Below are 13,827 nucleotides of genomic sequence, written 5' to 3' on the forward strand. Positions count from 1 at the left end.
ATTTATCTCCTCGTCTAGAAAAAATTTTATTCTATTCTAGAAGAAAGGTAAATCACTAATAATTAATCATTCATATTGTGTATTTTATGTTAAAATTGGTAAATTAAAATTTACTAAGGATTTTCTATGAATAAATTAAAACTGTTTGGTGCGTTGGCACTGGCATTGTTTTTATTGAGTGGGTGTAATCAAGAGTCGGAGCAAATCAGTCTTGAAGGAAAAACGATGGGAACGACTTATCATATTAAATATATTGATGAGCATACCAAAGAATTGCTTAAACCAGCAGAGATAAAAAAAGAAATAGATCATTTGTTGGTGGGGGTGAATAATGCGATGTCTACCTATCAAAAAGATTCTGAAATTAGTCGTTTTAATCAATCGATAGAAATAAATAAACCTTTTGTGATTTCTAAAGACTTTGCAACAGTTGTTAAAAGTGCATTTGAGTTAAATAAAATCACTCAAGGTGCGTTAGATATTACCGTTGGACCTTTAGTCAATTTATGGGGATTTGGACCTGATAAACGATTAAATCAAGCACCAACAGAACAACAAATCGCAGAAAAATCACAAGCAGTTGGAATTAATAAAATTAGACTTTTGTCTGAAAATAATCAATTTAGTTTAGTGAAAACTCACTCAAAGGTGTATATTGATACTTCTTCGATTGCAAAAGGATTTGGCGTTGATAAATTGGCACAATATTTAGAACAACTAGGCATTGAAAATTATCTTGTAGAGATTGGCGGAGAGTTAAGAGCCAAAGGGAAGAATATACATAAAGATGATTGGCAAATTGCTATAGAAAAACCAACTCTAGTACAGGGGCAAGAAATTCAAATTTTAGTGCCTATTAGTAACTTAGGTATAGCCACATCAGGAAGTTATCGTAATTATTTTGAAGATGACGAAGGAAATCGTTTATCGCATATTATTGATCCAAAACAGCTAAAACCAATTAGCCATAATCTTGCCTCTATTACCGTATTAGCAAATACATCAATGAAAGCAGATGGTTTAGCGACAGGGTTGTTTGTACTTGGTACAGATAAAGCATTAGAAATTGCAGAAACAGAACATTTAGCGATTTTTTTAATTATTAAAACAGATAATGGCTATGAGACTAAAATGTCGAGTGAATTTAAGAAATTAACACATTTATAATTGATTATTTGGAGTGATAAATGGAAACTATTTTATTAACCTTTGGCTTTTTTCTTGCAATCATTTTTGCAATGTCAATTGGCTATATTGTTAAAGGTAAAACAATTAAAGGAAGTTGTGGGGGGATCTCTGCATTAGGAATGGAAAAAATGTGTGACTGTGAAGAGCCTTGTGATAACTTAAAAGATAAGGTTGAAAAAGGTCAAGCAGATCCAACAGAACTTGAGCGTTTTAAACAAAATTCCTCTTTTTATGAAGTGAAGTAAAGGGTATGAAATCACAAACATTTGTAAATAATTGCTCACAAGTGACCGCTTGTCAGTTAACTGAAAATGCGACGAAAAAGGTTATCTGTGGAATGTCTGGTGGTGTGGATTCTTCCGTTTCTGCTTTTATTCTTCAACAACAAGGTTACCAAGTGGAAGGCTTGTTTATGAAGAATTGGGAAGAAGATGATGATACGGATTACTGTACCGCAGCGGCTGATTTAGCCGACGCTCAGGCAGTATGTGATAAATTAGGGATTAAACTACATAAGATTAACTTTGCCGCAGAATATTGGGATAATGTCTTTGAGCACTTTTTAAGTGAATATAAAGCAGGACGAACACCAAATCCTGATATTTTATGCAATAAAGAGATCAAATTTAAAGCCTTTTTAGAATACGCTGCAGAAGATTTAGGTGCTGATTATATTGCAACAGGGCATTATGTACGTCGTCGTGATCTTGATGGGCAATCTCAGTTATTACGTGGTTTAGATGCGAATAAAGATCAAAGTTATTTTTTATATACTTTAAGTAAAGATCAAGTAGCTCAAAGTTTATTTCCCGTCGGTGAACTAGAAAAACCGATTGTTCGCCAAATTGCCGAGGATTTAGGTTTAGTCACTGCTGAGAAAAAAGACTCTACAGGGATCTGTTTTATAGGTGAGCGTAAGTTTAAAGACTTTTTAGCCCGCTATCTTCCTGCTCAAGTCGGTAATATCAAAACCATTGATGGTGAAGTAATAGGTCAACATCAAGGCTTGATGTATCACACCTTGGGGCAGCGTAAAGGTTTAGGTATTGGTGGTTTAAAAAATAAATCTGAAGAGCCTTGGTATGTGGTGGAGAAAGATTTAATCAATAATGAGCTGATTGTGGCACAGGGACACGATAACAGTGCATTACTTTCAACAGGTTTAATTGCTCAACAATTACATTGGGTCGATCGTCAACCTATTCGTAAAAATTTACGTTGTACTGTCAAAACACGTTATCGTCAAACTGATGTTGCTTGTGAAATTCAACCTATTGATGATGATACAATTAAAGTCATTTTTGATGAGCCTCAAATTGCAGTAACACCCGGTCAATCCGCTGTTTTTTACCTTGATGAAATTTGTTTAGGTGGTGGAGTAATTGAGGAACAATTGAAAATCTAATTTTATTAGATAAGTTTTGGTTAGATATCATAAAGGTTTTGGCGTTGGAGCAATCAGATAACGAGCTAATTGCTCATTCCATAAAATATTCATATCCATTTGATATACCTCTGATAGTGCATTATTTTTAACTAACTCTTCAGGGGTAAAATCACCCACTTTTTTACCTTTATTTAATAGCAAAATATGATCGCTAAATTGCAAAGTAAGGGATAGATCGTGCATAACAGCAATAATGGTTAAACCTTGTTCTTGAAGCTCTTTCAATAAATACATTAGATTATATTGATGATGAATATCGAGATGATTAGTAGGTTCATCTAAAAAGAGAATTTTACCCGTTAGATCTTCATCCGGATAAGCAAAAATTTGAGCAAGGGTTCGAGCAATCTGGACTCGATGTTGTTCTCCACCAGATAATGTAGCATATTCTTGCTTTCTTAAATTAAGAATACCCATTTTTTCTAAACAGTGTTGAACCACTGCTTGATTTTGTTTTTTACAACATTGATAGCGATAAGGTTCACGTCCGAGATCAACAATATCTTCAACCTGAATATTAAAAGGAATATGAATAAGTTGTGGCAAAACGGCTCTTTTCTTAGCAAGTGCCAAGCGGTCAGTTGTTCGTAAGTTTTTACCATTTAATGAAATAGTCCCTTTATTAGGGGGAATATCACCGTTGATCAGATTTAAGCAAGTGGTTTTTCCTGCACCATTAGGACCAATAATAGCGTTAAATGAGCCCTGAATAATCTCTAAATTTAGGTGATCAATTAAATTTTTATGCTGTACAGTAAAGGTTAAATTTTCAGCCGCTAGAATAATACTCATCTTGCACCTCGCCACACTAAGAAACCTAAGAATGGGGCACCAATCATTGCTGTTAAAATACCAATAGGAAGTTCTGCTGGCATTATAATTGTACGAGAAATCACATCAGATAAGGTCAATAATATTGCCCCAAATAAAAAAGAAGCAGGCAGTACAACTCGATGATCACTTCCTACTAATTTACGCACAATATGAGGAACGACTAGCCCAATAAAACCTATTCCACCCGAAAATGCCACGCAAACTCCCACGAGCAAAGCGACTAATAGGATTTGACGTTTTTTGGCTTTTTCAATATCAAAACCTAAATGCCCTGCCACATTTTCACCCAGCATTAAGGCATTTAAAATTGCGGAATCTCGCCATAAAAGAGGAAGGGTAACAATACAAACTAAACTTAAAACAGCTAATTTTTCCCAATCAAAAGCGGTTAAACTTCCCATTCCCCAAAAAGCGATGGATCGTAATTGAATATCATCGGCGACATAAGTCAGTAAACCAGTTAAAGCCCCTGTTAAGGCACCAAAAGCAATACCTATTAACAGCATTGAAGAGATATTGAGTACACCGCCTCGTTTAGAGAAAGAATACAGTAACATCGTCATTCCCCAACCACCTAAAAAAGCAAAAAAAGGTAATGCAAAATTACTTGAAACAATGGAGAGAGGTAAAAATAAACTGCCTAAAACAATAAATAAGGTGGCAGAAAAGGAAGCGCCAGACATTACACCAATAATACCCGGATCAACAAGGGGGTTACGGAATAACCCTTGCATTACTGCCCCTGTAATCGCTAATGTACCACCCACTAATACAGCGGCAATCACACGAGGAAAACGAATATTGACTAAAACTTGCCAAATTGTATTATCTGTTGTTGTCGCCTCACCACTGAGCAAGCGGATGATCGTGGCATTCTCTACCTCTATTGCCCCAATACGACAGCCTAAATAAATACTAAATAATAATAAAAAAATAAATAGACTAAAAATGGATGTTCTAGAAAAAAATATTTTTTTATATTTAGAGCAATATTCGTCAATCATTACACTATGCTTTTGTCATTTTAACTAACTGAACTCGTGCGGCATTAACGTCTAAAGCCTCTTCTTCAAAAGCAATAAAATGAAGATGATTATGATATGAAATAGTGACACCAAATTGATTGACCGCAACCATTTCAGGTACAACACCTAATTGTAACTTGATATCATTTTGAGTCAGGTATTTTTCCATTGCTTCAATATGATCTTTATTCATATGCTCAATAATTTTTAATTCCGTTTCTTCATCAAATGATGATGCTCTTTTTATTACTTCAGGCTCTACCCACGCAATTCGTCCAAACCCTAAAATTACTCGAGCCATCTTTACATTTAAACGATAAAACTTAAATTCGTGAAATTTTTCATACATTTTTGCTCTTGGATAATGACGAAAATAACTGTGTTTTACTCGCATTAAATCTTCTTGATCTTTAATTTCCAGTAAATCGCCCATTACCCCTAATCGCCAGCCTGTTTCAATACGATGATTACGTCTTACTTCACGCATAAATAATGAAACCTTTGAATTTTCAGTAATATTTTTTGTGCGTTCTGCAATAGTCGCTGTATAAATAACAGGACAACCAGTATGATCAATAATAAAAGGAGCAACCGATCCCATTGGATAACCTGCAGATTTGCTCTCTTCACGACTAATTGTACTTAATTCACCTGCAAAGTTAGTGAGATAAATCTTCTGTGCATCAATATCTCCTGTACTATAACGGTCGTGCTGCTTTATATTTTTGTCTGTAATTTTTGGCTCTGATGATTCCATCATTTTATTTCTCCTCTTGAGTGACACATTCTTTTGCTGCTTGAGTAATCTCTTTTGCTGGTTGAGTAAGATCAGGACCAAAGCCTAATCCTTCCACAATTCCAATAGTAAAAACACAGTCTTTTTGACCTGCTTTTGTTATAGCAAGTTTAGTATATTTATCTAATGCTTTGGTTAGTGTTGCTGGATTACGATCTTTCCCACTATGAGAAGCAATAATAATCATATCCATATCACTCACAGATAATGCCTCTAAAGATACTGGCTTAACACTTTTAAACTGTGATTTGAAAATATTTTGACTGCCTACAATATCAATCATTCCATCTCCTGCGGTTTCATCACCAAATCCCATAAATCGATCAACCCCACCATCCATAAAGAACGCTATTTTAGGTTGAGTAGGATAACTCTCAATAATTTTAGTTATTTCTGCTTTATCTTTATTGATACGTTCAATCAGTGGTTTTGCTTGCTCTGTTGCATCCAAAGTCTTCGCAATTAACTGAATATCATCAACAACGCCCTCAAGCGATTTCTTATCTGTTATTGTAATGGTTTCTACTTTTGATGATTTTAGTTGAGCAATTACATTTGGCGGACCAGCATCAGGTACTAGAACAACTAAATCCGGACGCATTGCTAAAATACCTTCCGATGATAACGCTCGGCGATAGCCAATCTTAGGTTTATTTTTCATAATATCAGCAGGTAAGGTACTTGTGGTATCCACTGCAATCAAATCATCCGCCAACCCTAATTCAGCAATAATTTGAGAAGCATTGCCAGTCGTAGAGACAATACGATGATAAGACTCTGCATTAATTGATGCAGAAAGTGTTGTTAAAACAAATAAAGCACTGATTTTTCTTTTATTCAATGCTTTTGAGTGTAAATTAGCGATCAGTGTTTTTATAAACATAAATTAGCTTTCCTTTTCAAAATTTAATTATCCGTAAATATTATCATTTGTATCTATTATGGTGTCAATAAATTTTATGGAAATGTTTCATTTGTTAATAATTTGTGTAAAAGCAACTTCGTTAACCAGCTCTTGCTATTTTTGAAAAAACAAGTAAGATACGCTTCCTAATTTTCACTTGGGTTCCCTAACCCCAAATTTATTTTTCATCAAAAAGGACACAATTATGCTTTTAAATATTGACTTTTCAGATCGTCAAAAACGTCGCTCATTATTACTATTATCGCTTTTTCATATTTTTATTCTTGCAATTAGTAATTATCTGGTACAACTTACCTTTGAAATAAAAATCCCCTTTACTGATTTAGCGATACCAACTACTTGGGGAACGTTTTCATTTCCTTTTATTTTTTTAGCGACAGACTTAACTGTACGAGTATTTGGCACAAACTTGGCACGCCGAATTATTTTCTTAGTAATGTTTCCTGCTTTAATTGTTAGTTACATTATGTCTGTTATTTTCTTTGAAGCACAGTTTCAAGGTTTTAATTCATTAGCTAATTTTAATTTCTTTGTTTTTCGCATTGCTCTAGCAAGCTTTACTGCTTATATTATTGGGCAGCTAATGGATATTTTTATATTTAATAAACTTCGTCAAAAATCACGCTGGTGGATTGCTCCAACGTCATCAACATTATTTGGTAGTTTGGTTGATACTTTAGTGTTCTTTGCAGTGGCATTTTATCAATGTGCAGATCCTTACCTAGCAGAGCATTGGTTTGATCTTGGTATTGTCGATTATTTTGTCAAAATCTCGGTGAGTATGGCACTTTTCTTACCGCTTTACGGCGTATTATTGACCATTATTATTAAGAAGTTTGATTTAGCAACAGCGGAATAAATTTGCAAAAATTATACAACAAGTAACCGCTTATGATATTATCTATAAACTATAAATATATTTTGCTAAACAAAAGGGAGTATTTTATGAAATTAAGACAATACATTTGTATCGCTACTTTATCAATATCTGCGATTGGTATAACAGGCTGTACATCAACAAGCCAAATCAACAACGAAGCAGCCAACAGCTATATGAAAGTGGTTTCACAAGCTAAATCAAAAGGTGTTTTGGATACTAGCTCTAGAACCGCTAAAAGAATTAAAGCTATTTTTAACCGTATGGTACCTTATGCTAGAAAGGCGAATGAAACTGGTGTGCCATTTAGTTGGGAAATGACAGTGGTCAAATCTAAAGAGCTAAACGCTTGGGCGATGCCAGGTGGGAAAATGATGGTTTATACTGGATTGGTTGATAAATTAAACCTTTCTAATCCTGAAATTGCGACTGTTATTGGGCACGAAATGGCTCACGCATTAAAAGAGCATAGTAAATCATCTCGTTCTGTAAGTGTGGTTACTGGTATTGCCGCAACTATTGGTAAGGTCGCACTTTCAACGCAAGGTATTTCAACAAATGTAGGCGGCTTTGATATCGTTGATATCACTAAGGATCTTGCATTAGATAAACCTTTTTCTCGTCACCACGAAACAGAAGCTGATGAAGTTGGTTTAATGTTGATGGCTCAATCTGGTTATAATCCAAGTGCTGCTCCAAATGTATGGACAAAAATGAGTAAAGTTACAGGGGGATCAGGCTCTTCGATTTTCTCAACTCACCCAACCAATGCTGATCGTCAAGCTAACTTACAACGCTTGCTACCTGAAGCGATGAAGCTTTATAAAGCATCAAAAAAATAATTCTTAATATGAAAAAAGCCCTTATTAACTAAGGGCTTTTTATTTGTCATTTTAATTTTATACAATTATTATCGCATCGTTACAAATTCTTCCGAACCTGTTGGGTGGATTGCCACTGTGTTATCAAAATCTGCTTTTGTTGCACCCATTTTGATTGCCACCGCAAAACCTTGAATCATTTCATCCACACCAAAGCCGATACCGTGTAAGCCGACAATTTTTTCATCTTTACCTGCACAAACCAACTTCATTCTGCAAGGCTGACGGTGTTGAGTTACGGCGGTGTACATTGCCGTAAATGATGAAGTATAAACTTTCACGTTTTCTTCGCTATATTGCTCAATCGCTTGTGGCTCAGTTAAACCGATCGTACCAATAGCTGGGTGGCTGAATACTACTGTTGGGATTAAGCTGTAATCTAAATGCTCGTTTGGTTTGTTATTGAATAAACGCTCAGATAAACGACGTCCCGCCGCCACTGCCACAGGAGTTAATTCCACACCACCTTCGATAATATCGCCGACCGCATAAATGCCTTCAACATTGGTGTTTTGGAATTTATCCACTTTGATAAAGCCACGTGCGTTTGTTTCCACACCTGTTGCTTCAAGGTTGATCACGTCCGTTGCTGGCTGACGACCGATTGCCCAAATTAAGCAATCTACGGTTTGTTCACGACCGTCTTCTAATTTTAAGGTTACTGAACCATCTGCATTTTTAACCACTTCTTGTGGGATTGCTTGGGTGTGTAATTGAATGCCCTCTTGGGCTAACACTTCTAATAAGGTATCCACAATGAACGGATCAAAAGTACGCAATGGACTATGCTTACGCACAAATAAATGAGCCTCAGCACCTAAGCTATTTAATACGCCTGCAAGTTCTACGGCAATATAACCTGCACCCACCACAGCCACACGTTTAGGTAATTTGGTTAATTCAAAGAAACCGTTAGAATCGATACCGTGTTCCGCCCCTTTAATATTTGGACGTGTTGGACGACCACCTGTTGCGATCAAAATATGATCCGCCGTGATTTGTTCGCCATTCACTTCAATGGTATTTTTATTCACAAATTTCGCAAAACCATTGATCACATCAATATTATTTTTTGCTAACACATTGTTATAAGATTGATGAATACGTCCAATATAAGCTTGACGACTTTCGATCAATTTTGAAAAATCAAAGTCTTTCAAATCAACATTAAAACCATAATCAGGTGCATAAAGTTTAATTGCTTCTGCAATTTGAACCCCGTGCCACATCACTTTTTTCGGCACACAGCCCACGTTCACGCAAGTACCACCTAAATCTTGTGCCTCAATAATCGCACATTTTTTGCCATAGCTTGCTGCACGGTTAATTGAGGCAATACCACCGCTACCACCACCGATAGCGATATAATCATAATGTTTTGTCATAGTTTGTTCCTGTTGTATAAGTGTATAAGCGGTAACATTTGATAAAGATTTTACCAAATTTAAAATAGAAAAGAACCCTTTTAATTTGATAGGATTTATTGATTGATTATGAATATGGAAAATAGAGCGTATAGGAAGTCACGATGAAATTGTTTAGTTTAGTTTTTGGGTTTTTTCAGCTATAATTTCACAAAGATTTTACATAACTAAATTAATTTTAATGATATTTAGGCTATTAAGAAATATAAATAAAAATTCTAAGTAAATTATAAAAAAATATAGGGGTTACAAATATATGAGAAGAAGGGCTATCTCTTTATTCTCTGGTGCAGGTGGAATGGATTTAGGTATGATCCAAGCAGGTTTTGAAATACATTGGGCAAATGATTTTGAACCTATTGCAGTAGAAACATATAAAAGAAATATAAGTAAACATATTATTCTTGGGGATATTAGAAATATAAAAAGTAATGATATTCCCTTTGAAAAAGGAGAACTTGATCTCATTATTGGCGGGTTTCCTTGCCAAGGTTTTTCTATTGCAAATAAAAATAGAACAATTAAAGATGAGAGAAATTTTTTATATAAAGAAATGTTAAGAATAATTAAAGATAAATATCCAAAATTTTTTGTAGCAGAAAATGTTAAAGGTATTTTGAACCTGGAAAAAGGAAAAGTTATCAAGATGATAAAAGATGATTTTGCTAGTTTAGGTTATAAAGTAGATATTAAACTATTAAATGCTGCAGATTATGGGGTTCCTCAGCAGAGAGAAAGGGTGATCATTATTGGAAATAGACTTAATTTAGAAAATCCTTTTCCTGAAATTACTCACGCAGATATTTATGAAGGGGAAAATAATTATAATAATCCATCTGAAAAATATCAGAATACTAACTTATTACCTTACGTAACTGTCGAAGAAAGTATTAGTTTTTTAAAAGATATACCTTTACAGAATAATACTATAAATAATTTTATTAAAGTTGATGATAGAAAAATATATAATCATATTGCAAGTACTAGTGTTCAAGATACATTTTGGGGAAGAAAATACCAAGTAAATCAGGCTGATATTTGTGATTATTTAAAATATTGGAGAAATAAATCAGGTTGGTCAACGAAAAGAGTTGATGAACACTTTGGATATAAACATACTGCTGGGCATTGGTTTAGGAAAGATAATAACTCAGGCAGTATTCCTAAACCATCTGATTGGTGGGAATTAAAAAAAATTCTTGGATTTGATAATAAATATGATAAAGAAGTAACAGAGTTTGTAGAGAAACCTATTAAATTTGAGCAATCACTTAGAATAACAAATTGGAATAGAGCGAGTGATACTATAACAGCAACATCACCAGAGATACATATCAATAAAGAAAGACGACTATCAGCAAGAGAATGTGCAATCTTACAAACTTTTCCAGATGATTTCATTTTTGAAGGCTCATTAAATTTAATGTATCGACAAATTGGAAATGCTGTTCCTGTTTTACTCGCTAAGAAGATTGGGGAAGTTATTTTACAAACGTTAAATTTAGAGGAGTGTAATAATGAATGATAAGACATTAAAAAATATTGAAGAGCTTGAGTTAAAATATTTAAAAAAATATTATCATTTCTTAAAATTTGCGGAAGATGAAATGTTTTATGGTTTCAAAACAAAAGAAGCCATAAAAGATGATTGGTTTGGTCTTTATGGTGATGAGAATGGAAAAGGCATCAGTGATTTTGCGGTTGGAGCAGAAAGAATAGTTTATTCATTACTGAATGGGAAAGGTATTGGACAACCTAATTCATCTCCAGTAGGTGCTGATTTATTTTTTGAAGTTGAAGATGCGTATATTCATATAGATTTGAAAACGGTACAAAAGGATAATATAGGTGACTTTACAACAAGTATATTTGTAGGAAGAAATCAAAATAGTTATAAAGGTAATATGATTGTAAGAGGTGAAGTTAGAGCGTATGAACCAGCTCTTCCGACGTTCTATAATAAAAATAAGGAAAATCAAAAAATCTGTTTATCTTATTTCATTACTATTCTTTATGACAGAAAAAACTTAGATATATTAGTAATTACTATTGATTGTATGCCAAATGGAGAGCTTGAAAGTCACTATAAAGAGCGAGTATTGAAAGCGGGCAAAAACTTAGATAAAACTAGATTTAATATTAAGGAAGTAAATAAATTTGAATTATTGGATGGCAAGCCTTCAAGAATAAAAGTCATTTATTTTGATGAAAAAATGGATGAGGATACAAAAAATAAATTGACAATTTTTGAACAAATCTATAAAGATAATACCTTAAACTAAATAATGTTAATTATTTAATTATGGTTAACCCCATATCAGATAGCGGTCGGATCTGTTTCTTTTTTTGCAAAAAATTTATAAGATCTGACTGCTTTTTTTCTCTTTTTTACTTTTTTCAGCTATAATTTCAAAAAATTTTATACTACATCATTTTAAGGAAACAATATGGGTTTTTTAGCAGGTAAACGTATTTTAGTCACAGGTTTAGCAAGTAATCGTTCTATTGCTTATGGTATTGCTCAAGCTTTTGCTCGTGAGGGGGCTGAGTTAGCCTTCACTTATCTAAACGATAAATTAAAACCTCGTGTGGAAAAATTTGCACAAGAGTTTGGAGCAAAAATTGTATTGTCTTTAGATGTGGCGAGTGATGAAAATATCACGGAATGTTTTTCAGAATTAAATAAACATTGGGATAAATTTGACGGTTTTGTTCACGCAATTGGTTTTGCTCCAGCGGATCAATTAGAGGGTGATTATGTCAATGCTGCCACTCGTGAAGGATTTAAAATTGCACACGATATTAGTGCATATAGTTTTGTTGCGATGGCTCAAGCAGCTCGTCCTATGTTAAATCCAAATTCAGCATTATTAACCCTGTCTTATTTGGGTGCGGAACGTTCAATTCCTAACTATAACGTGATGTGTTTAGCAAAAGCGTCACTTGAGGCGAGTACACGTGTGATGGCGGCAGATTTAGGTAAAGAAGGCATTCGTGTCAATGCAATTTCAGCAGGTCCAATTCGTACATTAGCGGCTTCTGGCATTAAAGATTTCAAAAAAATGCTTTCTACTTTTGAAAAATCAGCACCACTGAAACGTACTGTGACTATTGAAGATGTGGGTAATTCAGCTGCATTTTTATGCTCTGATTTAGCCTCTGGTGTAACTGGCGAAATTTTACACGTTGATGCAGGCTTTAGTACTACAGCAATGTCAAATTTAAGTGAGTAAGTATGAGGGTAAAGACATAGCATTAGGCTATGTCTTTACACAATTTTTATCAAAATATATCACTAGGACTATTGAAAGAGCTGTTCAATTTGTTCATTAGTTAAATGCCCAGCTTGAGATTTTTTGATGTTAAGCTCTTTATCTAAAATGATACTTGAAGGATAACCACGAATTCTGGCTCGTTTAATAATTTCTCCTTGTTCATCAAGCAGTACAGTGATATTTTTGTAATCTAATCCGTTATACCAGCGAATAAAATCTTCCGTTGATTTTTCACCTCTGTGAGTTGGCGAAACAAGGGTAATTACTTCAAAATTTTTGCCTTTTTCTGCACTTAATTTATCAATATCAGCTAATCCAGCTAAACAGAATGGACACCACGATGCCCAAACTTTCACATAAACGTCTTTACCCTTATATTGATTAAGAGAAATAGGCTGATTATTCAAATCTTTAAGTGGAATATCCGCTAAGCTTATTTGTGCATTGGCAGTGATTGAGAATAGTGCCAGCAATATAGAAAAATATTTTTTCATTTTTTGTTCCTTACATAAAGATATTTAAGTTATTCGTAATCAGCAAAATACCCATTAAGATAATCAGTACGCCACCAAAAATTTTGAATTTACCAAGATGATTATTTAATACTTTGGCTTTTTTCAATAATTCTTCTGAGAAGAATGAGAAAATCACAAAAGGTGTGGCAAGTCCAAGTACATATACAAACATCATTGTTACTCCATAAAATGCCGAACTATCTTGGCTTGATAGAGCTAATACTGAAGCTAGAATGGGACCGATACAGGGTGTCCAACCTAAGCTAAATGTTAGTCCTAAAATAAAGGCTTCAATCGAGGCACTTTTGCCTGAGGTTTTAATTTCTACGGTTTTGGTTCTTTCTAAAAAGCCGAATTTAATGATATCTAATTGATGAATACCAAGAATAATGACGATTACCCCTGCGACAACACGAGTGGTATCATTAAAGAGCAGGTCACCTAAAAAACTAAAACTAAATCCGAGTCCAATAAAAGTAACAGATAAGCCTAAAATAAATAGAAATGTATTGAGGATTTTTTTGCCCCCTTTACTTAAAATACCAAAATAGATCGGCATAATCGGAAAAATACACGGCGATAAAAAAGAGGCGAGCCCCGCTAAAAATACACTACTAATTACTAATTGTTGTTCAATCAT

At 34.1% G+C, this 13,827-nt stretch carries 15 protein-coding genes; 8 read left to right on the forward strand and 7 right to left on the reverse strand.

From position 1 onward, the window contains the following. Window positions 1–126: 126 nt before the first annotated feature. Genes U9966_RS03615 through mnmA form a run of 3 tightly spaced genes read left to right on the forward strand, consistent with a single transcriptional unit; the run spans window position 127 to window position 2,593 of the window. The gene (locus U9966_RS03615) at window positions 127–1,167 is read left to right on the forward strand and encodes an FAD:protein FMN transferase (protein ID WP_306346253.1); all 1,041 of its coding nucleotides are present in this window, start codon (window positions 127–129) and stop codon (window positions 1,165–1,167) included. Between the two features lie 20 nt (window positions 1,168–1,187). Continuing rightward, on the forward strand, window positions 1,188–1,433 hold the full coding sequence (nqrM, locus tag U9966_RS03620) for a (Na+)-NQR maturation NqrM (RefSeq protein ID WP_090919227.1): 246 nt from the start codon (window positions 1,188–1,190) through the stop codon (window positions 1,431–1,433). A gap of 5 nt (window positions 1,434–1,438) precedes the next feature. Continuing rightward, entirely contained in the window at window positions 1,439–2,593 is a 1,155-nt protein-coding gene (gene mnmA, locus U9966_RS03625) for a tRNA 2-thiouridine(34) synthase MnmA (protein ID WP_306346252.1), read from the forward strand. 27 nt (window positions 2,594–2,620) lie between these two features. Here mnmA and U9966_RS03630 read toward each other — a convergent pair whose 3' ends face one another. Genes U9966_RS03630 through U9966_RS03645 form a run of 4 tightly spaced genes read right to left on the reverse strand, consistent with a single transcriptional unit; the run spans window position 2,621 to window position 6,173 of the window. Continuing rightward, the gene (locus tag U9966_RS03630; RefSeq protein WP_306346251.1) at window positions 2,621–3,427 is read right to left on the reverse strand and encodes a heme ABC transporter ATP-binding protein; all 807 of its coding nucleotides are present in this window, start codon (window positions 3,425–3,427) and stop codon (window positions 2,621–2,623) included. Beyond that, on the reverse strand, window positions 3,424–4,473 hold the full coding sequence (locus U9966_RS03635) for a FecCD family ABC transporter permease (protein ID WP_306346250.1): 1,050 nt from the start codon (window positions 4,471–4,473) through the stop codon (window positions 3,424–3,426). The genes U9966_RS03630 and U9966_RS03635 overlap by 4 nt, the downstream gene beginning before the upstream one ends. A 4-nt stretch (window positions 4,474–4,477) precedes the next feature. Further along, entirely contained in the window at window positions 4,478–5,254 is a 777-nt protein-coding gene (locus tag U9966_RS03640) for a HugZ family pyridoxamine 5'-phosphate oxidase (RefSeq protein WP_306346249.1), read from the reverse strand. 1 nt (window position 5,255) lies between these two features. Beyond that, window positions 5,256–6,173 carry a heme/hemin ABC transporter substrate-binding protein gene (locus U9966_RS03645; RefSeq protein WP_306346248.1) on the reverse strand — a complete coding sequence of 306 codons (918 nt, stop codon included), beginning with the start codon at window positions 6,171–6,173 and terminating at the stop codon, window positions 5,256–5,258. Between the two features lie 226 nt (window positions 6,174–6,399). Here U9966_RS03645 and U9966_RS03650 point away from each other — a divergent pair, with 226 nt between their 5' ends. Both U9966_RS03650 and U9966_RS03655 read left to right on the forward strand, forming a co-directional pair. After that, on the forward strand, window positions 6,400–7,074 hold the full coding sequence (locus tag U9966_RS03650; RefSeq protein ID WP_306346247.1) for a 7-cyano-7-deazaguanine/7-aminomethyl-7-deazaguanine transporter: 675 nt from the start codon (window positions 6,400–6,402) through the stop codon (window positions 7,072–7,074). Between the two features lie 86 nt (window positions 7,075–7,160). Beyond that, entirely contained in the window at window positions 7,161–7,934 is a 774-nt protein-coding gene (locus U9966_RS03655; RefSeq protein ID WP_306346246.1) for a M48 family metallopeptidase, read from the forward strand. A 68-nt stretch (window positions 7,935–8,002) separates the two neighbouring features. Here U9966_RS03655 and gorA read toward each other — a convergent pair whose 3' ends face one another. Beyond that, window positions 8,003–9,358, reverse strand: a complete 1,356-nt coding sequence (gorA, locus tag U9966_RS03660) for a glutathione-disulfide reductase (protein ID WP_306346245.1) — start codon at window positions 9,356–9,358, stop codon at window positions 8,003–8,005. 295 nt (window positions 9,359–9,653) lie between these two features. On the opposite strand from gorA, the gene U9966_RS03665 reads away from it, so the two are divergent. The 3 genes from U9966_RS03665 (at window position 9,654) to U9966_RS03675 (ending at window position 12,630) form a co-directional block, all read left to right on the forward strand. Further along, window positions 9,654–10,922 carry a DNA cytosine methyltransferase gene (locus U9966_RS03665; protein WP_306346244.1) on the forward strand — a complete coding sequence of 423 codons (1,269 nt, stop codon included), beginning with the start codon at window positions 9,654–9,656 and terminating at the stop codon, window positions 10,920–10,922. Then, on the forward strand, window positions 10,915–11,679 hold the full coding sequence (locus U9966_RS03670; protein ID WP_306346243.1) for a PDDEXK family nuclease: 765 nt from the start codon (window positions 10,915–10,917) through the stop codon (window positions 11,677–11,679). Before U9966_RS03665 ends, U9966_RS03670 begins: the two co-directional genes overlap by 8 nt. Window positions 11,680–11,844: 165 nt before the next feature. Continuing rightward, window positions 11,845–12,630 (forward strand): enoyl-ACP reductase FabI, encoded by a 786-nt coding sequence (locus U9966_RS03675; protein WP_306346242.1) that lies wholly within the window; start codon window positions 11,845–11,847, stop codon window positions 12,628–12,630. A 68-nt stretch (window positions 12,631–12,698) separates the two neighbouring features. On the opposite strand, the gene U9966_RS03680 is transcribed toward U9966_RS03675, so the two are convergent. Both U9966_RS03680 and U9966_RS03685 read right to left on the reverse strand, forming a co-directional pair. Next, complete coding sequence (locus tag U9966_RS03680; protein WP_306346241.1) at window positions 12,699–13,166, reverse strand: redoxin family protein; 468 nt, start codon at window positions 13,164–13,166, stop codon at window positions 12,699–12,701. A gap of 10 nt (window positions 13,167–13,176) precedes the next feature. After that, the gene (locus U9966_RS03685; protein ID WP_306346240.1) at window positions 13,177–13,827 is read right to left on the reverse strand and encodes a cytochrome c biogenesis protein CcdA; all 651 of its coding nucleotides are present in this window, start codon (window positions 13,825–13,827) and stop codon (window positions 13,177–13,179) included.

Origin of the sequence: Pasteurella atlantica (assembly GCF_963693435.1) — a bacterium.
Lineage (GTDB): Bacteria > Pseudomonadota > Gammaproteobacteria > Enterobacterales > Pasteurellaceae > Phocoenobacter > Phocoenobacter atlanticus.